Source organism: Reinekea thalattae (assembly GCF_008041945.1).
GTDB classification, from domain to species: domain Bacteria; phylum Pseudomonadota; class Gammaproteobacteria; order Pseudomonadales; family Natronospirillaceae; genus Reinekea; species Reinekea thalattae.
Genome location: NZ_VKAD01000001.1, coordinates 1,700,478 through 1,722,735, shown reverse-complemented (window position 1 = coordinate 1,722,735; position 22,258 = coordinate 1,700,478). Strand labels below are relative to the sequence as shown.

22 protein-coding genes are annotated in these 22,258 nt (G+C 45.4%); 8 read left to right on the top strand and 14 right to left on the bottom strand.

Translation table 11 applies throughout. From position 1 onward, the window contains the following. Positions 1-32: 32 nt before the first annotated feature. The 3 genes from FME95_RS07830 to FME95_RS07820 form a co-directional block, all read right to left on the bottom strand. Entirely contained in the window at positions 33-1,277 is a 1,245-nt protein-coding gene (locus FME95_RS07830; protein ID WP_147713830.1) for a GGDEF domain-containing response regulator, read from the bottom strand. A 133-nt stretch (positions 1,278-1,410) separates the two neighbouring features. Beyond that, the gene (locus FME95_RS07825; RefSeq protein WP_187265474.1) at positions 1,411-2,052 is read right to left on the bottom strand and encodes a class I SAM-dependent methyltransferase; all 642 of its coding nucleotides are present in this window, start codon (positions 2,050-2,052) and stop codon (positions 1,411-1,413) included. 150 nt (positions 2,053-2,202) lie between these two features. Further along, positions 2,203-2,394 (bottom strand): DUF3185 family protein, encoded by a 192-nt coding sequence (locus FME95_RS07820; RefSeq protein ID WP_147713828.1) that lies wholly within the window; start codon positions 2,392-2,394, stop codon positions 2,203-2,205. Positions 2,395-2,716: 322 nt separating this feature from the next. Between FME95_RS07820 and FME95_RS07815 the strand changes: the two genes are divergently transcribed. Then, positions 2,717-3,370: a TetR/AcrR family transcriptional regulator gene (locus FME95_RS07815; RefSeq protein WP_147713827.1), complete on the top strand. Its 654-nt coding sequence runs from the start codon at positions 2,717-2,719 to the stop codon at positions 3,368-3,370. A gap of 206 nt (positions 3,371-3,576) precedes the next feature. Here FME95_RS07815 and FME95_RS07810 read toward each other — a convergent pair whose 3' ends face one another. From FME95_RS07810 to FME95_RS07775, 8 genes are all read right to left on the bottom strand, one after another. Further along, positions 3,577-4,584, bottom strand: coding sequence for a TIGR03842 family LLM class F420-dependent oxidoreductase (locus FME95_RS07810; protein ID WP_147713826.1), 1,008 nt, complete (start codon positions 4,582-4,584; stop codon positions 3,577-3,579). Positions 4,585-4,647: 63 nt separating this feature from the next. Beyond that, positions 4,648-5,331 carry an NADPH-dependent F420 reductase gene (gene npdG, locus FME95_RS07805; RefSeq protein ID WP_147713825.1) on the bottom strand — a complete coding sequence of 228 codons (684 nt, stop codon included), beginning with the start codon at positions 5,329-5,331 and terminating at the stop codon, positions 4,648-4,650. Further along, positions 5,328-6,122 carry a coenzyme F420-0:L-glutamate ligase gene (gene cofE, locus FME95_RS07800; RefSeq protein WP_222709922.1) on the bottom strand — a complete coding sequence of 265 codons (795 nt, stop codon included), beginning with the start codon at positions 6,120-6,122 and terminating at the stop codon, positions 5,328-5,330. Before cofE ends, npdG begins: the two co-directional genes overlap by 4 nt. Then, positions 6,119-6,763, bottom strand: a complete 645-nt coding sequence (gene cofC / locus FME95_RS07795; protein ID WP_147713824.1) for a 2-phospho-L-lactate guanylyltransferase — start codon at positions 6,761-6,763, stop codon at positions 6,119-6,121. The genes cofE and cofC overlap by 4 nt, the downstream gene beginning before the upstream one ends. After that, the gene (gene cofD, locus FME95_RS07790) at positions 6,760-7,773 is read right to left on the bottom strand and encodes a 2-phospho-L-lactate transferase (RefSeq protein WP_147713823.1); all 1,014 of its coding nucleotides are present in this window, start codon (positions 7,771-7,773) and stop codon (positions 6,760-6,762) included. Before cofD ends, cofC begins: the two co-directional genes overlap by 4 nt. Further along, a complete protein-coding gene (cofH, locus tag FME95_RS07785; protein WP_147713822.1) occupies positions 7,770-9,017 on the bottom strand; it encodes a 5-amino-6-(D-ribitylamino)uracil--L-tyrosine 4-hydroxyphenyl transferase CofH in 1,248 nt (415 codons plus the stop codon). The genes cofD and cofH overlap by 4 nt, the downstream gene beginning before the upstream one ends. Before the next feature lie 27 nt (positions 9,018-9,044). Continuing rightward, positions 9,045-10,172, bottom strand: coding sequence for a 7,8-didemethyl-8-hydroxy-5-deazariboflavin synthase CofG (gene cofG / locus FME95_RS07780; protein ID WP_147713821.1), 1,128 nt, complete (start codon positions 10,170-10,172; stop codon positions 9,045-9,047). 372 nt (positions 10,173-10,544) lie between these two features. Then, positions 10,545-11,201 (bottom strand): TetR family transcriptional regulator C-terminal domain-containing protein, encoded by a 657-nt coding sequence (locus tag FME95_RS07775; protein ID WP_246109338.1) that lies wholly within the window; start codon positions 11,199-11,201, stop codon positions 10,545-10,547. A gap of 546 nt (positions 11,202-11,747) precedes the next feature. Here FME95_RS07775 and FME95_RS07770 point away from each other — a divergent pair. The 6 genes from FME95_RS07770 (at position 11,748) to FME95_RS07745 (ending at position 18,939) form a co-directional block, all read left to right on the top strand. After that, positions 11,748-13,013 carry a Zn-dependent hydrolase gene (locus tag FME95_RS07770; RefSeq protein ID WP_342783518.1) on the top strand — a complete coding sequence of 422 codons (1,266 nt, stop codon included), beginning with the start codon at positions 11,748-11,750 and terminating at the stop codon, positions 13,011-13,013. A gap of 734 nt (positions 13,014-13,747) precedes the next feature. Then, positions 13,748-15,187 carry a dihydropyrimidinase gene (gene hydA, locus FME95_RS07765; protein ID WP_147713820.1) on the top strand — a complete coding sequence of 480 codons (1,440 nt, stop codon included), beginning with the start codon at positions 13,748-13,750 and terminating at the stop codon, positions 15,185-15,187. Positions 15,188-15,211: 24 nt separating this feature from the next. After that, positions 15,212-16,039, top strand: coding sequence for an ABC transporter ATP-binding protein (locus FME95_RS07760; RefSeq protein ID WP_187265473.1), 828 nt, complete (start codon positions 15,212-15,214; stop codon positions 16,037-16,039). An 18-nt stretch (positions 16,040-16,057) separates the two neighbouring features. Next, positions 16,058-16,939 (top strand): ABC transporter permease, encoded by an 882-nt coding sequence (locus FME95_RS07755; protein ID WP_147713819.1) that lies wholly within the window; start codon positions 16,058-16,060, stop codon positions 16,937-16,939. Continuing rightward, positions 16,936-17,898 carry an ABC transporter permease gene (locus tag FME95_RS07750; protein WP_147713818.1) on the top strand — a complete coding sequence of 321 codons (963 nt, stop codon included), beginning with the start codon at positions 16,936-16,938 and terminating at the stop codon, positions 17,896-17,898. The genes FME95_RS07755 and FME95_RS07750 overlap by 4 nt, the downstream gene beginning before the upstream one ends. A 39-nt stretch (positions 17,899-17,937) precedes the next feature. Further along, complete coding sequence (locus tag FME95_RS07745) at positions 17,938-18,939, top strand: ABC transporter substrate-binding protein (protein ID WP_147713817.1); 1,002 nt, start codon at positions 17,938-17,940, stop codon at positions 18,937-18,939. 107 nt (positions 18,940-19,046) lie between these two features. Here FME95_RS07745 and FME95_RS07740 read toward each other — a convergent pair whose 3' ends face one another. The 3 genes from FME95_RS07740 to FME95_RS07730 all read right to left on the bottom strand — a co-directional run bounded on the left by FME95_RS07740 (position 19,047) and on the right by FME95_RS07730 (position 21,156). Further along, on the bottom strand, positions 19,047-19,646 hold the full coding sequence (locus FME95_RS07740) for a YceI family protein (protein WP_147713816.1): 600 nt from the start codon (positions 19,644-19,646) through the stop codon (positions 19,047-19,049). After that, complete coding sequence (locus tag FME95_RS07735; protein ID WP_147713815.1) at positions 19,643-20,188, bottom strand: cytochrome b; 546 nt, start codon at positions 20,186-20,188, stop codon at positions 19,643-19,645. The genes FME95_RS07740 and FME95_RS07735 overlap by 4 nt, the downstream gene beginning before the upstream one ends. Before the next feature lie 116 nt (positions 20,189-20,304). Further along, positions 20,305-21,156: a pirin family protein gene (locus tag FME95_RS07730; protein WP_147713814.1), complete on the bottom strand. Its 852-nt coding sequence runs from the start codon at positions 21,154-21,156 to the stop codon at positions 20,305-20,307. A 98-nt stretch (positions 21,157-21,254) separates the two neighbouring features. Between FME95_RS07730 and FME95_RS07725 the strand changes: the two genes are divergently transcribed. Then, on the top strand, positions 21,255-22,157 hold the full coding sequence (locus FME95_RS07725; RefSeq protein WP_147713813.1) for a LysR family transcriptional regulator: 903 nt from the start codon (positions 21,255-21,257) through the stop codon (positions 22,155-22,157). Positions 22,158-22,258 lie beyond the last annotated feature (101 nt).

The following is a 22,258-nucleotide window of genomic DNA, read 5'->3' as shown; positions in this document are numbered from 1 at the left end:
GGTGGCTAGTAAGCAGCTAATGAGCGCAGGCCTTAGGTGAAACTGACCTGATTACGGCCGGCTTCTTTGGCAGCTTGCAGCTGTTGGTCTGCATCACTCATTAATGCCTCTAGGTTCTCTGCTGGTAATTGAGCGATACCGGCACTGAAGGTCATACTGACTTCACCAACCGAGGTTTGATAAAACTCATTTTCGACCTGCTGTCGAACTAGGTCGACCATTTTAGCTGCCTGCTCACTGCTTAAGCCTGAGAACAGAATGCAAAACTCTTGGCCGCCGGTACGAGCAACAATAAAGCGACCAAAGGATTGTTGTAGCTGAGCGGCAAAGGCTACCAGAATGGCGTCGCCAGCATCGTGGCCATAGTCATCGTTGATATGCTTAAACTGGTCGATGTCGATAGCCGCCAGCGCCAATGGATTGCCCGATTCATAAGCTTGAGCAAAGGCGGTGCGAGCTTTTTCGATCAGATGACGACGGTTGCCAACACCGGTTAATAAATCGGTATAGGCAGCGCGGCGCATCTCTTCGAGCCGCTCCATGGATTCCACCGCTTGGAAAATACGGCAGGCGAACTCTTCTTGCGAGAAGGGTTTAAATAGAAAGTCGTTAGCGCCGCTTTTAATAAACTTAGCCGATAGATGGCTTTCGTTTGCCGAAGATAAGCCAATAATGACGAGATCGACTTTCTCGTGTTTATGGCGTAATTCATGTACCAACTCAAAGCCGTCCATGTTTGGCATGTTGTAGTCGGTTAGCACAAGGCGGATTTCATCGTCAGCCAAGATCGCATTCAGTGCTTCTTGGCCGTCGCTCGCTTCAACCACTTGGAATAAATTACGTTTCAATACTTCACGAATATAGCTGCGAGTGGCGGTTGAGTCTTCAGCGACTAATACCTTGATCGACTGGTTTTTGGTCAGGCGATTAATCAGATTAACGGCGTATTGGTAGCTGTAGCGACCTTCTTTTAATACATAGTCGACAATGCCTTTACGCGTCAGTAGTTCGCGCTTTTCATCGTCGACACTGCCTGTCAGTACGACGACAGGGATGCCTTTTTCTAAAGCATCATCGACCAATTCACCGTTAGGTGCATCGGGAAGGTTTAGGTCAATAATAGCCGCCAGCCAGTCAGAGCGACTTTCTAGCTGTTTATTGGCCTCTGCACGTGATTGTGCATAAATAACGTCATGCTCTAAGACTTCTCGCGAAGCAACGTGCTTAAGCACTTTCATGACCATTTTTGAATCTTCAACTATTAATACTGCCGCCACTTTGTTTCCTTATTTTCAATGTCTAAACGCTTATTAGAGTCTAGCAGCCATTTTTAAGCTGTGTCGGAAAAGATTGCTGATCTTTTGCGGCAGTATTATGAGTTGGTTCGAACTCCGATTGGTTTTATTTAGGCTAGTTACGCTGGCAATAAATAAATATTTGCTGCTCAGCTGCGGCCTCTTTATAAGCACGAAATTCGACGTCATGGCTTTTAATAATACTGAAACCTGCGGCTGTTAATTCACTTTCTAGTGCTGATTTCGTATAGGCAGAAACATTAACTTTAGTATCGAAAAAAGGAATTTCGATATAGTCAAAGTCACCCTCAACCATCGAGATAAGGAAGTAGCCACCAGGTTTTAAGGTTTGGTAGAGCTGTTTAAGAGAGCTGACAATATCCTCTTTTTTCAGCATTAATAATGAGAAGAAACAAGCAATGGCATCGAAGCTTTCGGCTTCAAAATCGATATTACTAATATCCATAATTTGAAACTTGGCATTGGCGACCTGTTGTTGAGCTAACTCGATCATCTTGCTGGAAAAGTCGATGCCTAGAACATCCATCTCTTGGTCGGCTAATAGCTTGGCCGTTGGTACACCGCTACCGCAACCGACATCCAGTACTTTAGCTCCTTTAGGCAGTTGTTCGGCCAACCACTGGCTGGCTTCAACTTGCGTTGGGTTGTCGCTAAACGCCTGTTGATACAGTTGGGCAATATGGTCCATAGCGGCTGATTGTTGCTGTGCCTGTTTCGAAAGTGACGTGTCAGTCATAGTTGTCTCCATCATCAGAATAGATGGCTACTAATTTGACAGGTTACGCTGAGATTTCAATAGCGAATAAAAAAAATAAACCCACGGCTGTGGGCTTATGAGTTGCCAAAGCTGAACGCTAGGGCAAGGTTGTTTTGTGCAACAAAGCTGTTATTTAACGCGGAAAATTCCGACCACAATACAAACAGCACCGCCGACTAATCCGACTAATGCTTCCATGCTGATATCGCCACCTAAAGCACGATTAAACTGTGAGCCAGCAGAATCGAATTCTTGGTAACCCCAGTAAGCGAGCACAGTACCAATCACGATTAAAATAATACCAATGTATTTGTTTTTCATTTTTATGACTTCCTAAGTAAGCTGGTTGGGTAATCAGTCACTTTGGCTAAAAAGCTTGCAAAGATCAAGCGAGAACACAGCTTTTATCGCGGCCTCACTCTGTTATATATTTTTGTCGTTAATTCAGCAGGATCATCGATTAGCCAAAAGTATTAGGCATGAAAATATTTCAGGCGCGGGCATACCTTTAATCTGACAATGTTTTTTGGTTCAAATAGTCTGAGGATGGTTATTGGCTCAAATCTGTTGCATTATTTATTATCTATTTCGAGCACTTTGTATGATGCTGTTACGTAAGTGAATAAAGGCTGTGTTACCAACCATGAAACAGGAAAAAAGTGCAGTGCCGGTACGTCGCAAACTTGCAGACATCCGCAAAGGAAATTCTGAGCAGATCCTAACTGTGGCAGAAAAAGTTTTTGCCGAACGTGGCTATCGTGGCACAACCATTGCGGCAATTGCAGAAGAGGCCGAGTTACCAAAAGCCAATGTGCTGTATTATTTTAAATCGAAAGAGGCGCTATATCGCACGGTACTCAGTCAGCAATTGACGATTTGGATGCGGCACATGGATGCCATGACCGTTGAGCAACACCCGCGCGATGCATTGGTGAGTTATATTAAAAATAAAATTCAGCAATCCCAAGAACACCCTCATGCATCAAAAATATTTGCCGCCGAAATATTGCATGGCGCTGAATTTTTACGGCAGCAATTAGAAACAGATTTGAAAGATCAGTTTGAGCGAACCTGCGAAGTATTTCGTGGCTGGATCGCAAAGAAATGGATGGATCCGATCAGTCCAGAACATTTAATCTTCATGCTATGGACATCAACACAAGGCTATGCCGATCATGCATTGCAAAGCTGCATCATGCTAGAAAAAAACCGCCTCGGGGATGAAGACTATGATGCCGGTATCGAGCTGATTACGCGCCTTGTACTAAAAGGCTGTGGTATTCGTTTAGACGAGTAGCACAATAAGTCTTTCAGAGAAAAAGCCTGTCAGCAAAAAGGCCTGTCAGAAAAAACCTCTTAATAACCTATCATGAAAAAAAAGAGCCTAGCGTTGCCGCTAGGCTCTTGTTAAAGCGATTTTCGAACTCGCCTTGGTTATCAGATTATCGCTGGGCTATCAGCCTTGAAGCTTTTAGCCCTAGAGCTTATTAATCCTAGATCTTATTAGCCTTGAAACTTAGGGATAATATGATTGCCGTAATTAGCAATGATGTTTTCTTCATCGCCATTATCTAGATAAATATTAAACTGAGTCGTACCGGCTTCTTCCAGTTTTTTGATTTTAGCAATGTGATCATCAACGCTGCCTAATACAGAAAAACTTTCGATAATTTCATCAGAGATAAAGTCTAAATATGGGTTGTCGCTTTGGCCATGCTTCGAGTAGTCGTAACCTTTTCGGCTTTCGATATAGTCGGTCAAGCTGCGAGGCACTAAGCCAGAGTCGCTGCCGTATTTTTCAACAATATCGGCAACGTGGTTACCCACCATCGCAGGGAACCATTTGGTTGCTTCGATGCATTCTTCTTTGCTGCCGAAGTAAGCCGGAGCCGCTGCCTGAACTTTAAAGTTAGACATATCGCGGCCTGCTGCTTTACCCGCTTCTAAAGATTGATCGCAGAACCATTTAACCAATTGTGGCTCGGCAATTTGTAGAATCAAACCATCGCCATGTTCACCTGCTGTCGCCAGTGCTTTTGGTCCGTAAGCGGCAATCCAAACTGGTAGATCATAACCATTAGCCCAAGGGAATTTCACCGGCGAGGCGCATTCGCCATAGCTGACTTCTTCTTCACCCTTGACCATGGCTTTTACTTTTTGAGTGAATTCGGCAACGCGAGCAAGCGGTGCAGGTTTTTTACCCATAACACGCATCGATGAATCACCACGGCCCAAACCGATATCAATACGGCCTTCACTTTGTAATGCCAAGCTGCCATAAAGGCTGGCCGCTAATGACCAATCACGGATGTTAGGGTTAGTCACACAAGGGCCAAAACGCATTTTGGTGGTGTGTTCCATACACATTGCCATGGCAACAAAAGATTCGCGCCAAAGAATGTGTGAGTCATAAAACCAGCAATAGGTAAAGCCAGCTTCTTCTGCTTGGCGAACCAGTTTACGGGCACGATCTGGGCTTACAAAGCCTTTAAAAGTAATACCAAATTCCATTCTGTTGTCCTCGTTTATTAACTAAAAATTGGAGTGAAAATTCTCTGTGTTACGATCGTTTTATTAATGTTCAGCCGGTGGGCAAATGGTGATACCCGCATGACTGAATGGCACCTCTTTAGAAATGTTGAGGCGAATTAAAATAGGCGTAATGGCTTCAACGCATCGAGCGCTTTCTGCCAGACCTGCGTTGTAGCAGTTAACACCCAGTTTAGAAATTAATGCCATAACTTTGCGTTTCGGTTCTAATTGATTACCGCAGACAAGAACGTCACAGTTAATGGCTTGATCAACCTTGTTTAGCGTTACCGCAGAAACATTGTGCAGTGCACCGACAACAGCAATGTCTTCGCCCAATAAGGCTTGGGCCGCTTCGGTAGCCGAACCTTCGGGTGGCATTTCAACCGCCTTAGGATTTTTCGGAGCCAATGGCACAACAATGTCGATTAAAACCTTGTCGCTTAACAGAGGTTTAATTTCGCTAAGCGTTGCGTTATGAGCTGCATAAGGCACCGATAAAATAACCAGTTCGCCAGCCTGCTCGGTTGCTGTTGCGTTGTCAGTGCCGGTAATTTCTGCGCTGCCATCAGGCAGTTGCTGACTGAGTTCTTTGGCGTGTTCGCGAGCTTTATCTGCATCGCGTCCGCCAATCACAACCGGAACGCCAGCTTTGGCAAAACGTAAAGCTAAGCCGGTGCCCTGTGGTCCGGTGCCACCTAAAATGGCCAGTGTTGATGTTTGTGTCATCGAAATAGATCCTCTCGTTTAGAACGTAAAATATCTTGGGCTTTTGACTCGCTTGCTTGCCATGCCAAGCCTCTAAAAATAATCACCGGGCATTTGCCGTCTTTACTCATCAGTAAGCCAGATGCCGCCGCTAATTCATCGGCAAAGGCTGGAGCCGTGACTTTTAATTCCCGACCCCAAGCATCAGAGCCATCTAGCTTGGTAATGGCAGGTACTCGGGCTAAGCCAACGGCGACGTTGGTTTGCCCGAGTCGCCAAGGTCGGCCAAAGGTGTCACTAACAACAACACCCAATTGGCAACCAAAGTGTTTTTCTAGTGCATTGCAGACATTCATTGCGCTGGCATCCGGATCATCCGGTAGCGTAATTAATTGGCCGACGTGGTCAGCGTTAGACTCATCAACGGCGGCATTGGCGCAAATAAAACCGAGTTTGTGTTCGGCGATGATGGTGCCTTCTTCTTGCTCTGGTCGTTTCATGCTGCGAATGATTCGGCTTGATTGACGCAAAATAACTTCAACCTTGCGCGGGTCCTTATTGACCTCGGCTGCCAGTTGAATTGCCTCATCCGATGGCGTTACCTGTTCGATATCGATCACCGCACCTTCGGTTTTTGAAACCACCTTGTGGGCGATAACTAAAATATCACCGGCCATTAGCTCGGTATTTTGTGCCGCCAATGCCTCGATAATGGCTTGGCTTAAATCCATGCCGGGTTGGAAATCTGGCAAGCCTGCAACGCTGAATACTTGCATCTCCACAGGGCTGGTTTGGGGTGAAGCTGGTGTCATAAAGCAGCCCTCGGCTCGAAAGTGGTTAAGGGGTTGGCTTGGTGCGAGCTGTGCAGCTGTTTAAGGTCTGCCGGCCAATCAATGTCCAAACTGAGTTGGCTTAGGGTTAGGCATTTCACTGCCAAGCCGTTGGCTCGTGCCAGTTGTAAATGCGCCTCGGCAGAATCTTTGCCGTAACAAAAATTAATGGCGTTTGGTGGTGAACAGGCCAATGCATTGGTGCCGCCGTCTTTGGCTTGGGCGATCACGACGTCGTGGCCCTGTTGCATTTGCAGTAACAGCTGGTTTACTTCATGTGCACTCAATTGGGCGATATCTGCTGGGATAATCAGTTGATAATGAAACTTGTGCTTTAAGCTCCACTGCGTTGCTGCGTTCAGTGCTTGGTTTAACCCTTGAGCCTTTGCTTCGAGTAAAACGTCAGCCTGATACTGTTTGGCAATGGCAGCAATTTGTGCGGATTCGGTGACCACTAGGCGGTTCGCCTCTGGGAAAAATTCCGCGAAAAATTGCAGCGTGTTTCGATACAGCGTTAACGCCAATGTGGCTCGGTTTTGTGGTGCCAGCACATCGCGTAATCGGCTTTTCGCCTTAGTCGGATCTTTCATCGGGATAACGATGTTTAGCTCATTCGGCTTCATCCAAGTTCTCCCACGGTTGTTTGTAATGCCAGCTCGGCCACTTCGCTCATCAGCCGCTCTTTATCTTGTGGCGTTTTCATCCAGATATTGGTGACATGCACCTGAATGCCGAGCGCTTCGATATCGGCTTGTAAGTGTTGGTCGCACGAGTCGATGACCAGCGTGTCGATCAACCCTTGGTAATAATGTGCAATGCCTAAAGCATCGGCGCGCATACCTAAGCTGGTCATGATTTTTTCGGCTGGGCCTTTAACCGCTTGGCCGCCAATTAATGGTGAGATCGCTATGGCTGGTACGGTACGAGCTTTAAGTTGAGTGCGAAGATCATCGATCGCTAAAATCGCACCAATGCTTAAAATCGGGTTACTGGGCGCAATGATAATAAGGTCGGCTTGAGTCAGGGCGGCAAGCGCTTCTGGGTTGGCTTTGGCTTGCTCGGCATTGTGGTATTCAACTTCGAGCACGTCAGGAGCACAGCGCAAGCGAACAAAATAATCTTGGAACGACAGCCAGCCGTCTTGCGTTCTTAGGCGTGTAGCAACGACGTCGTCGGTCGGTAAAATCAGGCTGACGTTGACGCCGTTTGCAACGGCAATATCTTCTGCGATCTGTTGTGGACGCTCGCCACGCTGTCGTCGTTCGGTACGATAAATGTGAGTGGCAAAATCTAAATCGCCTAACTGCATCCAAGTATCAACGCCCAGCTGCTGCAAACCGTTGAGCACTTGGCAGGTATCGCCAGCCAAGCCCCAACCTTGTTCACGGTTGATGCGATCACCTAAGCTGTAAGTCAGGGTGTCGATATCGGGAGACACCCAAAGGCCATGAAAGGCTTGGTCATCACCAATGTTGCCGATGATCGAAAGCCCATCACGGTAACGGCTAGCATTAAGCCCTTCGGCTGCTTTTGCTCCGCCGACACCGCCAGCTAATAGTGTGATCTTCGCCGAACTCTTATTGTTTAAAGAGTCCTTGTTGTTTAAAGAGCTATTATTAGTTAAAGAGCTCACAGCGACTGGCTCACGCAGTTTATTTGTTGTTCCGGTAGCATTACGCTAGCCTGATTCATGCTCTCGGCCAACGGATAGGCTTTAACTTCTTTATAGAACGTAGAGCGTTGATAAGCCTCTAAACCGGCGCGATGAATATTCGCCACCATGTCTTCTGGCTGCACTTCTTGGCCGTGATCACCGCCTGCGGCACGCGAAATACTTTCGTTCATCAGAGTGCCGCCTAAATCGTTAGCGCCACAACGCAACATTTGGCTAGCGACTTCTGGTCCCATTTTTACCCAAGAGGCCTGAATGTTATCGATCTGGCCTTGCAGCATGAGCCGAGCGATGGCATGCATTTTAAAATGTTCACTGCGAGTTGGGCCGGGGCGAACCGTGTCAGGGTTATCGTTGTACAGCGTGGTTTCGTAATGGATGAAACCCAGCGGCACAAATTCGGTAAAGCCGCCGGTTTGTTTTTGGATGTCACGCAGCAGCGCCAAATGTTCGGCCCAATGTTTTGGCTGATCAATATGACCGTACATAATGGTCGATGTGGTGCGAATGCCAACCTGATGCGCGGTCTTAACAATCTCAACCCAATCTTCGGTACTGAGTTTATTGCGGGTTAATTGCTGGCGTATTTCTGTGTCTAAAATTTCTGCCGCCGTGCCAGGCATAGAATCCAAGCCGCACTGTTTTAAGTCGGTTAAGAAATCTCGGTAACTCATTTTTGCACGCCGAGCGCCGAACCAAATTTCGAACGGAGAAAAGGCATGAATATGCATGCTAGGTAAGCGCGCTTTTATGGTGAGCAGAATATCGCGATAAAAGTCGATGCTCATTTTTGGATGCAAGCCGCCTTGAATACAAACTTCGGTGGCGCCGCGATCCCACGCTTCTTGTGCGCGGTTAGCAATTTCTTCGAGCGATAAAAATTCGGCGTCATCGTCGTCTTTGCGTTTTGCAAAGTTACAAAACTTACAGCCTTGATAGCAGACGTTGGTAAAGTTGATATTACGAGTAATGACAAAGCTGCCAACATCGCCACAGCGTTGTTGTCGAACTCGATCGGCAACCTGCATTAAAGCACGATACTCGGCGCCTTCTGTGGCAAATAGCTTAATCGCCTGCTCGGTAGAAATTTCTTCGCCGTTCAGCGCTTGGCTTAAAATGTCACGGATGTCCGCTGCTATTTGGTCGAGTTGAATCGTGCTTGCCGTTGAAGATTCGGTGTCTAAAGCGAGCTGATGTAAGGACATATTTATTCTCCTTAGAGACGTTCGCGGCTAGAAGCACTGATGTGCAGCTAAGCCAGATGAAGACGCAATAAGTTGCATACGTTGGTTTACGTTTTCTGCTAGGTAGCGAGCGCCAGATTTTAAATAGCTTGGGTAAACCGTGAGTCGTTCTTGCAGGGTTAGTTGCTGCGCTTGGCATTGTTTTCTCAGTGTTTCAATTTGAGGCCAAGCCCGTTCTGGATTAATAAAGTCGCGAGTGACTGGCGAGATACCGCCCCAATCGTTAATGCCTGCATCAAGGTAGCGGGCATAATCCTGCTCTAAATTAGGTGGCGCTTGTAAGCTGATGCTTGGGTCGAGAATCAATCGAGCAACTGCTAATGTTTTAAGCATATCTTGCTGGCTTGGCTCAATAGCGCCTGCCATGTCGGTGCCTTCTTTAGCGCGAAAATTTTGAATGATGACTTCTTGAATATGACCGTATTGCTGGTGGCACTGATTAATGGCGATAAGGCTATCGACACGCTCTTGCCAGGTTTCGCCAATGCCAATAAGTAAGCCAGTGGTAAAAGGAATATCGAGTTTCCCCGCGGCTTCTAATGTTGCCATGCGTCGCTTGGGTTGTTTGTCTGGGCAGGCGTGATGCGCTTGTCCCGGTTGCATTAAACGAGGGCTGTTGGTTTCTAACATCATGCCCATAGAGCCAGCGACAGGACGTAAAAACCGCAATTCGTTTTCCGTTAACGCACCAGCATTAATGTGAGGCACTAATTGACTGCGCTGCATGACTAATTCCGCCATGGCGTATAAATAGCTCACCGTTGAGTCGTGCCCTTGCGCGGCGAGTAAATCTTTAGCCAGACGATAACGCTTTTCTGGTCGTTCGCCCAAGCTGAATAATGCTTCTTTGCAACCGAGATTGTCGCCAGCACGAGCGGTGGCTAAAACGTCGTCTGGCGTCATCAGGTTGGCTTCGCCAGATTCTGGCGTTTTAACAAAGGTGCAGTATTTACAGGTATCGCGACACATGTTGGTCAGCGGAATAAATACTTTGCGAGAGTAAGTGACAATATCACCCCAGTGACTTTCACGTAAGTTACTGGCGCTGGCGCAGAGATCGTTAAGTTCAGTCTCGCTGATCGATTCTAACGTGTAAGCCTGCTCGGCGGTTAGCATGTCGCGTCCCCTTTTTTTCGCTCAATAAGCGACCGTGGTGATATTTTTACCAAGCTAAAAATAGCTCAGTCAATTGATTGTTAAACTACAAATAGCACGGTTTTTACCAAATGGTAAAGGTTTGTTTGTTGGGATTATTTTGGTGCGAGACTCGCGCAAAAATGGGGATTTTTTTGTCATCTATCGAAAACAGCTTATTGAATTGGCGCTGAATTTTTACAGCAAAAAGAGCAGAATCTGGTTAAATACAATGGCTTAAAGGTAGGGTTTGAGTTTGAGCAGAGGCACAGTCTGCTATCCAAAATTTGTCTGTTGACTGTGCCGATAGAATGGAAAATTAGCTAAATAGCGGATAATTTTTTTTAAGGTGCCTTATTTTGGGTCGACAATACCGCGCAAAATCATCGTGGTTAAAAATTCGGTCGCGTGATCGAAATCTTTCTGTTCCAGCTTTGGTTTGCCCATCATTAATTCGATTTGTACCGAAAAATCTGCATAGGTTTGTGTCATCGCCCAAATAGAAAAAAACAAATGTTCCGGCTTGATACTAGAAAGCTGCTTGTTCCGAACCCAGCGTCGAACCAGTTTTATGTCCTTGTCGAATAGGGGTTTAAGTCTGGTTTGTAAGTAGTCTTTAATAATTGGCGCACCAGCAATGACTTCCATCGCAAACACTTTTGAGGCCGTTGGGTAATCCCGAGATAACTCCAGTTTGCCACGCACATAGTTAGCAATGATCTGTTCTGGTGACTGGCTAGGTTCGTCAGCAAAGGTCATCCGTTCCAGCCATAGGTCAACGATGTTTTGCAAAACAGTGCGGTACAGACGCTCTTTAGACGGGTAATAGTAAAGAAGATTTTGCTTAGAAATACCGACGTTATCGGCAATTCGATCCATAGTTGAGCCGTGAAAGCCAAATTCTGCGAATACCTTTTCAGCGCCGCGTAATATGTTGGTTTCCATGGCTATGCGAGCTGAAGAAGGCTTGGTCGACTGCTGCGCAAGCGGCAGGATACGAGAGGTGGTCACAGTGGTTGTTACTCCTTGAAGGTCATCACGAGTGATAAGCTGAAACTAGGATTCTGGGTTAAATAGGCAGAATTGGCAAACTTATTCACGCAGCCTTTGGTGCGACAGCGGCACGCGTTCGTCAGCAATAATTTTGCATCGATAAAGCGCGAGCCTGACTTTTGTATGCTCGATATTGAATCATATTGTTGTTGCTGACGATGAATTTAAACAGAGTTTAAGAGGTAAAAAATATTTATTAACTGTTAGCTAAGTTGTTGTTATTTAGAGGGAATATCTAAAAAAAATCAGAAAAAATTAAACCCTAATAAAAAATTTGGGAACAAAAACTGCATGGTGGTTTTTGTTTCGATGATTCGCTTAGTTAAAAATGAATCATCGATCAAATTTTTTTGCCACAAGCTTTTACCATTTGGTAAAGCGGTGTCGATGCCTAATAACAGGTTATCTATTGCTGGCCTGATGAGTTCAACGGGCAAGTTAGGGTGTCGGCTAAACGATAGACAATCGCTGCAAAACAGCGACTTAACAAATTAAGGACTTCGTATGAATATGAAAGAGTTACGAATCAATGGCGAGCGACTTTGGGACAGCCTAATGGAAATGGCCGAGTTCGGTTTAACGCCCAAAGGCGGCTGTAAACGTTTGGTCGGTACAGAACTTGACGGTAAGGCGCGAGACCTTTTTGTTAAGTGGGTTGAAGATTGTGGTTGCACCGTTACAGTCGATAAGTTCGGCAATATGTTTGCTCGCCGTGATGGCTTGAATAATGATTTACCCGCAGTTGCTACAGGCAGTCACTTAGATACTCAGCCTACCGGCGGTAAGTTCGATGGCGTGTTTGGTGTCTTGGCTGGCGTTGAAGTGCTGCGTACCCTGCACGAAAATAACATTGTTACTGAAGCGCCGATGGAATTTACGGTATGGACTAACGAAGAGGGTTCTCGTTTCCAGCCTGCTATGCAAGGTTCTGGTGTTTATGTTGGGCGTTTTGATTTAGAAACTGAATTAAATAAAACCGATGTTGATGGCATTCGCTTAGGTGATGAGCTAGAAAAAATTGGTTACATCGGTGATGCAGAACCCGGTAGCCGAAACTTCGGTGCCTTTTTTGAAGCGCACATTGAGCAGGGTCCGATCCTTGAAGATCAAGAAAAAGTCATTGGCGTTGTTCGCTTAGGTCAGGGTATTCGTTGGTACAATGTGTCGGTTAAAGGTCGTGAATCGCATTCGGGTACTACGCCGATGTATTTGCGTAACGATGCCATGGTTGCCAGCTCAAAAATTATCACTGAGATCGAAGAGTTGGCTGGCCGTTACGATAATGGTTTAGGCACGGTTGGTTTTATGCAGGTGTTCCCTAACTCTCGTAACGTTATTCCGGGTGAAGTTAAGTTCAGTGTAGACTTGCGTAACCCGAACGCAGATGTGCTGACTAAGATGGATGAAGAGTTCCAAGCGTTCTGTGCAAAAGTTGCCAAAGAGCGCAATATCGAAATAGAGGTGGATAATTTCTGGTATTTCGCACCAGTTGAATTTAATGCTTCGGACGATATTAAAAAAGCAGCCGAAGAATTAGATTATTCACACATGGATATTTATGCCGGTGCTGGTCACGATGCCTGCTACATGGCAGATATCGTCCCAACCGGTATGATCTTCACGCCTTGTAAAGATGGTATTAGCCATAACGAGCTAGAAGATACCAAGCCTGAGGAATGTGAAGCGGGCGCTAACGTATTGTTACATGCCATGCTGGGTGCCAGTGAGCGTATTGCATCGCAAGCAGAAGAAGGTGCTGCTGCGGTTTAATAAGTGTTCGTAAAAATAATGAGCATACAGATATAAGTCTTGATGTCTTATGCTTTATAAGTTGAGTAATGGTAGCTATTTTACAAGCTACCATTGCTCTTCAATTAGCTTTTTAACTAGCTCTTCTATTTGTGTTTATAATTTCCTATCTGTTTTTTAATTTTATTTAAAGTGTTTTAAAAGTTAGATTGTCGTTCCATTAAACCGCTACAGCCCTGCTCTGTTTTTCTATTGTTACTCTTTATTTTTTCATTCCTAAAAACCATATGCCCCACAAATGAGCGCATCATTTATATGGCTTGCTTATATTTTTAAATTTTACCGTTATGAATGGCGGTTAGGTTTTATTCTGTTACTCATTGGTGCATTTAAAAATTAAATAGATCTGTTGATTTTTTCCTTAAGTCTTTGTTTGTTAACGATAATTTATTTTATTTATTGTGGTGGTAGCTGATTGTCTTGTCGTTTTATCCATAACTAGGCACAAATGAGCAAAACAATAATTCAGTGCTCATTTTTGGTTCGTAATTTTCATAAATTTTTTTTCTATTTTTGTATTTTTAAAAATAACCGCGCTAACGATAGCCAAAACCAAGGCGTTTAAAAAAACCGCCACCTTTTGTCCAATTGGTCAAAACCTTGCATAGATAAATATTAGGTTTATACGTGCCTGCTTAAAAAACAGAACAGCAACGTGCACAGAATAGAAACAACAGTCAACGAGGGTGACAACTATGAGTTTGTTAATTAAAGGCGGTAAGGTCGTTAACGCCGATAAATCTTTTATCGCAGATGTTTATTGTGAAGATGGCGTTATTAAAAAAATCGGTACCGACTTAGATGTACCTAGCGATGTTGAAGTTGTCGACGCGCAAGGGAAATTAGTCATGCCTGGCGGTATTGACCCTCATACTCATATGCAGCTGCCATTTATGGGTACTGTTGCCAGTGAAGATTTTTATACCGGTACCGCGGCGGGTTTAGCTGGCGGTACAACAATGATTATCGACTTTGTTATTCCGAACCCTCAACAGCCATTAATGGAAGCGTTTGAACAGTGGAGTAGTTGGGCTGCGCGTTCGGTTTCTGACTATTCGTTCCACGTTGCTGTGACATGGTGGGACGAGTCAGTGTATGCAGACATGGGCAAACTGGTTAGTGAACATGGTGTTAACAGCTTTAAGCATTTCATGGCTTATAAAAATGCCATCATGGCCGAAGACGAAACATTGATTAACAGCTTTACTCGCTGTATTGAACTTGGCGCGATGCCAACGGTGCATGCAGAAAACGGCGAGTTGGTTTACCACTTGCAACAAAAGCTACTGCGAGAAGGTATTACAGGGCCTGAGGCTCACCCTCAGTCTCGTCCGCCAGAAGTTGAAGGTGAAGCAGCAAACCGCGCAATTCGTATTGCTCAATCATTAGGTGCGCCACTTTATATTGTTCACGTCTCTTCTGAAGAAGCGGTTGATGAAATTTCACGTGCTAAGCGAGAAGGCTTACGGGTTCACGGTGAAGTATTGGCTGGGCATTTAGAATTGGATGATAGCGTTTACCACAACAAAGATTGGGCGTCAGCTGCGGCACACGTAATGAGCCCGCCGTTCCGTCCTAAGCATCACCAGCGCGCGCTATGGAAAGGTTTACAAGGTGGCGTATTAGAAACAACCGCGACCGATCACTGCTGTTTTTGTGCCGAACAAAAAGCTGCCGGTAAAGACGACTTCACTAAAATCCCTAACGGCACCGCAGGTGTTGAAGATCGCCTGATGATTCTTTGGGATTCTGGTGTTAACAAAGGCCGTTTAACCGAGAATGAATTTGTTGCTGCAGTTTCTTCTAACACGGCGAAAATTTTTAATATCTATCCGCGTAAAGGTTGTATTGCTGAAGGTTCGGATGCCGACATCGTGGTTTGGGATGCCAATAAAGAACACACTATTTCAGCAAAAACACATCACCAAAATGTTGATTTCAATATCTTTGAAGGCCGTACCGTTAAGGGTTCTGTCGATACTACTATCAGTCAGGGTAAGGTGGTATTTGCCAATGGTGAACTGAATGTTGTTGAAGGCGCAGGCCGTTATGTGAAACGCCCAGCTTTCCCAACCGTTTACGAAGCTATTGAAAAGTACAACGAACTAAATGGCCCAGTATCGGTAGACCGATAGTGCGAACATGAGCGAGATGATTAAATGACGCTAGCTGAAAAAACAGAGGCCTCAACGACGGATGCAAATTCGTCGGGCCGTACCATGATTGAAGTGAACGACTTGTCGTTGGTTTTTGAAACCAACGACGGTCCGGTCAATGCACTTTCTAATATTAATTTAACCGTTAACGAGGGTGACTTCGTTTCTTTTATTGGCCCGTCTGGCTGCGGTAAAACAACGCTGTTGCGAGTGATTGCCGATTTAGAAAAGCAGACGCAAGGTGATATTAAGGTTAACGGCACCAGCCCAGAAGATGCACGGCTCAACCGACTTTACGGTTATGTTTTCCAAGCTGCGGCGTTATTACCGTGGCGCACCATTAAAAAGAACTGTGCGGTGCCGTTAGAGATCGCCGGTCATTCGCAAGCACACCAAACTAAGCAGATTGATAAATACTTAAAGATGGTTGGCTTGCAAGACTTCCATGAAAAATACCCTTGGCAACTTTCTGGTGGCATGCAGCAACGTGCTTCCATTGCTCGTGCTCTGTGCATTGAGCCAGATTTGTTACTGATGGATGAGCCCTTTGGTGCGCTCGATGAAATTACTCGCGATCACATGAATGTCGAATTATTAAAAATTTGGCAAGAAACGCAAAAGACAGTGGTGTTTGTCACCCACTCGATTGCTGAGGCCGTCATGTTGTCAACGCACATTGTTGTGATGTCACCGAGACCGGGTCGAATTACCAAAGTTATCGAAAGCCCGCTGCCAAGAATGAAGACATTGGCTTTACGCGATACGGAAGCCTTCCACGCGTTGGCTGCCGAAATTCGAGAAGCCTTGGCGGACGAACATGCGATCGACTAACACCGAGGCAGGATCAGAATGAAAGCAAAATTTATTCATCAAAAATGGTTCGCTATCGTCTGTACGATCGTGTCGGTGATCGCCATTTGGTATGTCGCCTCGATATGGATGAACGCTAACCAATTAGCTAAAACTTACGAACGTAAAAGTCAGAGCTGGACGGTCAGTCAAGTAGTCAGTGAGTCGTTTTCGGTAAAACGACCCATGTTGCCACCGCCGCATCAAGTCTTGCAGCAATGGTATAAATCGGTTTTTGATACCAAGGTAAGCTCAAAGCGCTCATTGGTATTCCATTCGATGATCACCTTGCAATCGACGTTATTAGGCTTTGGTTTAGGTTCGGTGTTAGGTATTGCCATTGCTGTTGGCATTGTTCATAACCGGACACTCGAATTGAGTTTTATGCCGTGGGTTATTGCATCGCAAACCATTCCTGTCTTGGCGATAGCGCCGATCATTGTCGTCGTTCTTGGTGCCATTAATTTAACCGGCGTTGTACCTAAAGCGATCATCGCGATGTATTTGTCATTCTTCCCTGTGACCATCGGTATGGTGAAAGGCCTTCGCTCCGCCGATAAATTACACATGGAATTACTGCAAACCTATAACGCTTCGCGCACGCAATTATTTTGGAAGCTGCGTTGGTATTCGGCACAGCCCTATTTATTCGCCAGTTTAAAAATTGGTATTGCTGCTTCGTTAGTGGGTGCAGTGGTTGCCGAATTACCAACCGGCGCTCAGGGTGGATTAGGTTCTCGCTTACTTAGCGGTTCCTATTATGGCCAAACCGTGATGATTTGGGCGACGCTGTTAATGGCCGCTATTTTAGGTTCGGTGTTGGTTAATATCGTTGCGCTCTTTGAACGAATTTTATTGCGTCGAAGAGGAGCCGCCTTATGACACATTCAATAAAGACTTCGGTTTATAGTTTGCTTTTATTAGCGCAGCTATATCTATGTTTCTTTTTTAGTGCAGGTTTTTACAAAAACCAACAATGGCTGATTCTATTATTGCCAGTTGCTATTTTTTCTGCGGCTAAGTTGATGTCGACTCTGACTCAACTAATTGACGCCAAGGTTGTTAATAGTCGTTATATCAAGCCGTTAGTGCCAGCGCTATTTGCCTTAGTAGTTTTGATATTTTGGCAAAGTATGACCAAAGGCTTTGATGTTTCAAAAATACTATTGCCTGCGCCGAGTGAAATCTTTGTTGCCTTTATCAGCAATATTCCAACTCTGTGGGCCGACTTTAAACAAACCTATATGAAGGCGGTGTTAGCCGGTTACTTTATCGGTTGCGTGTCTGGTTTTGTTGTCGCCAGTTGGGCGATTAAAAGCCGGTTTTTGCAGAACAGCCTATTGCCATTGGGTAACTTTGTTTCAGCCATTCCTATTGTTGGTATCGCGCCAATTATGGTGATGTGGTTTGGCTTTGATTGGCAATCGAAAGCGGCTGTGGTTGTGGTGATGACCTTCTTCCCGATGTTCATTAATACTTTGGCTGGGCTTAAGTCGGTTGATCCATTGCATAACGATTTAATGCATACCTATGCAGCAAAAAGTACTCAGCGATTTGTGAAAAATCAGTTTCCACAAGCGCTGCCATTTATTTTTAACGCCTTAAAACTCAACTCAACCATGGCATTGATTGGCGCTATTGTTGCTGAGTTTTTTGGCACACCCATCGTTGGTATGGGGTTTCGAATTTCGACAGAAGTTGGTCGGATGAATATGGAAATGGTTTGGGCAACTATTTTAGTCGCTGCCCTAGCGGGTTCCATAAGCTACGGTGCTTTAGCTCTGCTGGAGAGAGCTGTTTTGTTCTGGCATCCGTCAGTACGTTCAGCGCAAGCAAAGTAATGTAAAGCGCATTTGTTAAGCATAAACGAGGACAGATAGATGAAAAAGTACGTTGTTTCACTGACAGTGGGTGCGGTTCTTTTCGCTTCGAGCGTAGCTGTACAGGCCGCAGATAAATTAACCTTGCAATTAAAATGGGTAACTCAAGCGCAGTTTGCTGGTTACTATGTTGCGTTAGAAAATGGCTATTACGATGATTTAGATTTGGACGTCACCATTAAGCCCGGCGGTCCAGATATCGCACCAGCACAAACGCTTGCTGGCGGCGGCGCGGATGTTATCGTTGATTGGTTACCGTCTGCGTTAGCAACTCGTGAAAAGGGTTTGCCAATGGTTAACATTGGTCAAATCTACGGCAAGTCAGGCATGATGTTGACCTGTTTAAAAACCAGTGGCATTTCGACACCAAAAGACTTTGGCGGTAAAACGCTAGGTGTTTGGTTCTATGGTAATGAATACCCATTCCTAAGCTGGATGTCGAAATTAGGTTATGAAACAACTGGCGGCAGCGGTGTTACTGTATTAAAGCAAGGCTTTAACGTTGACCCTATTTTCCAAGGTCAGGCAGACTGCGTTTCAACGATGACCTATAACGAATACGGCCAAGTATTGGATGGCGGTTTAACGCCAGAAGAGTTAACACTTTTCAAATATGAAGACGAAGGTGTTGCGACACTAGAAGACGGTCTTTATGTTTTAGAAGAAGACTTAGCCGATCCTAAAATGGTTGAGAAGTACGCTAAATTCCTAAAAGCTTCAATCAAAGGTTGGCAGTGGGCGGCAGAAAACCCAGAAGAAGCCGCGATGATCGTTCTAGAATATGACGACACTGGCGCACAAACTGAAGAGCACCAAGTTCGTATGATGGGTGAAGTCGCTAAGCTGCTTAACACAACAGGTAAAGGTATTGGTTACTTAGATCCTGCGGCGTATCAGCGTACCGTTGATGTGCTATTAAATAGTGACTCAACTCCAGTTATCACTAAAGAACCTGTTGGCGCTTATAGCCACGTAGTGTTTGATAAAGCGATGTCTATGTAAAAATTCACGAATTTAATACTGATAAAAAAAACCGGCAGCTGCCGGTTTTTTTTATGATTAGATATTATTTAAATAGTCTACATTTTTAGTGTATTTATTTTCGCTTGTTACTTACGCACACCTTCAACCTGTACTTCTAGCAAAACATAACTGGATGCACCAGAAACAGGAATGCCAAAGTCGGCTAACTCTAAGCGGGTTGTGCCCATAAAGCCTGCGCGATAGCCACCCCAAGGGTCTTTGCCTTCGCCAATAAAGGTTGCATCAACCGTTATAGGCTTGGTCACACCGTAAAGTGTCATGTCACCTTCCAGAGATAGTTTGCCGTCACCTAAATCCGTTACGCTGGTGCTGGTAAAGCTGGCTTCTGGAAATTTAGAAGCATTAATAAAGCGGTTGCCAGTTAGGTGTTTGTCGCGCTCAGCATGGTTAGAATCTAGACTGCTAGTGTTAACCGTCATTGAGATTTTAGAGGCGGAAAGGTTGTCTGCATCGTAAGAAAAGTCACCGCTGAAGTCGTTAAAGCGGCCATTTATAAAACTGTAACCAAGGTGGCTAACTTTAAAGTTTACCGATGCATGTGCGCCATCGGTATCGATAACGTAATCAGCGGCAGAAACAGTTAAAGGCATCGCAGCAGCGGCGCTTAAAAGAGTCGATAAAGCGGTTTTTGAAAAAACATTTTTATTCAGCTGAGTCTTGTTCATTTCGATGTCCCCATCATTTTTTTAAGTGTGTTGTCTTTATCAATAAAGTGGTGCTTTAACGCCGCAAGTGCGTGTAATGCTGCAAATGCGATCAGAGTTAAGGCAGTGAAGTAATGAATGCGTCCAGCAATGGTTGACTGATTTTCAAATAACTCACCGATGCTTGGAATAGTAAACCAATTAAATACTTCGATACCGCGCCCATCGGGTGTCGAAATCAAGTAGCCAGAAACAAACAGCAATAAGATCAAAAAATAGATGAACAGATGCACGGCTTTGGCAGCGATAACCTCAAAAATTTTGCCGCTCACCTCTGGCGTATGGCTGGCTAGCTTAATGCCAAAACGCACAGCCGTGAGCGCAAACAGTAAGATACCAACCGACTTATGTAAGGCCGGAGCTGTTTGATACCACTGGCTGTAATAATCTAGACCAACCATCCACAGCCCGAGCGCAAACATGGCAATAACAACCAAGGCACTGAGCCAGTGGATGCTAATCATTAACCAGCTGTAGTTTTTTGCATTAGAAGAGTGGTTCATTGTTCAATACCTTTTAATGACAAAAGCGTGTGAGTCACAACACAGTCAGACAAACATAACCCAGTTTAGTTGTCATGCTGGCTCAGTTTTTAGTCTTAGTGTGATCGGTGTCTAATTTAAAAACGACCAGCATGAAAGTCGGCAAAGGCCTGTACAATTTCGGCTTTAGTGTTCATCACAAATGGGCCGCCACGAGCAACGGGTTCGTTCAGTGGCTCACCGGCGATCAGTAAGAATCGAGCGCCCTTGCTTGTTGCTTTGAACTCTACCTGCTCGCCTTGGCTAAGTAGACCTAGAGTTTTCGCCGATAATGTCTGTTCAGCTTGGTTTGCATCGCCAATGCTCAGCTCACCCTCAATCATGTAAATAAAGGCATTATGTGTTGCTGGTAGCGTTTGCTGCAGCATTGCCGATTCACTCAGAGTGATATCCAAATAGGTCGGCGAGATGTATGGGTTCAGCACTGGCCCGGTGGTACCTAAGTCGGTTTTGCCTGCAATAACCGCAATTTGGCTGCCGTTTTCATGCTGTTCAACCGGAACACTATCTGGGCTGTATTCTTGATAAGCAGGTGCGATCATTTTGGCTTTGGCTGGTAGGTTTACCCACAGCTGGAAGCCTTTCATCAAGCCTTGTACCTGTTCCGGCATTTCAGAATGCAGAATGCCTCGGCCTGCGGTCATCCATTGAACGCCGCCAGGTTCGATGATGCCTTCGTTACCGGCACTGTCTTTATGGCGCATCTTGCCATTTAGTAGATAGGTGACCGTTTCAAAGCCGCGATGTGGGTGTTCAGGAAAGCCGCCGATGTAATCTTCGCTCTGGTCACTTTCAAAGCAGTCGAGCAGTAAAAATGGGTCGAACATATCCAGCTCGGCAGTTCCGATGAGTCGAGTCAGTTTAACTCCCGCACCATCAGCCGTAGCGGTGCCGGGAATTGCTTTTAATAGCGTACGTTGCGTTTTCATATTGCGCTCCTTAGTTGGCGTTGGTGCTAGAGTATTTGTTGACTAAGAATAGATAAACTAGCTTAAATGGCATTCATAGTTCTGATTTGGAGAACAATATGGGGCAGCTTGAAGAAATGGCGATGCTGGTACGCATTGTCGATACCGGTGGTATAACCAGAGCCGCTGAGCAATTGGGTATCGCCAAATCGGCCGTGAGTCGACGATTGAATGAATTGGAAACCAGACTTGGTTGCCAACTGTTGAGCCGGACTACGCGTAAGTTCAGTTTGACCGAAGCGGGAGAGCATTATTATCAGCGGGCGATGAATATCCTCGATGAGATTAAAACTCTCGACGAACAAACCAGCGGCGTGCATAGCAGTGTTGAAGGCACGCTGAAACTCAGCTTGCCGTTGTCTTTTGGCCTTATGCATCTAAGCCCTTTAATTGACCAGTATTTAGTTGAGCACCCTCAACTCAAGCTGCAGTTAGATTTTTCCGATCGACGTGTCGACCTTGTTGAAGAGGGCTTTGAGCTGGCGATTCGCATTGGTGAATTGCGTGATTCCAGTTATCAGGCCAAACGGCTTACCCGTATCCGGCAAGTGCTTTGCGCCAGCCCCGACTACTTACTAAAACAGGGGGCGCCACAAACATTAGAAGAGTTGCAGACGCACCAATTTTTGCAGTACGGCTTTGCTAAGCAGGCGGAGTTGAAGTGCATTGATGAGCAGGGCCGACACCGGCAATTGCGCTTAAATTCCAGTGTACAGGTGAATAATGGCGACTTTATGCAGCAACTTGCCATTAACGGGCATGGCATCACCATGTTGCCGAGCTTTTTAGTTTATCAGTCGATAAAGCAGGGCTTGTTAGTGCCATTACTGAACGAATATCGCTGGCCAGAAAGCGCCGCCTATGCGGTCTATCCGCGCAATCGATTTTTGCCTCAGCGTTGCCGATTGCTGATCGATTTTATTGCCGAGCAGCTTGGTGATCAGCCCTATTGGGATCGATAACAGGTGATCAAATTCACACATCGAGTTAATTCCTGAATATTAATTTATTTTAAGTGGTTTCATCTATTTTGTTTATTAATACAGAATTTAACTCTTTATTC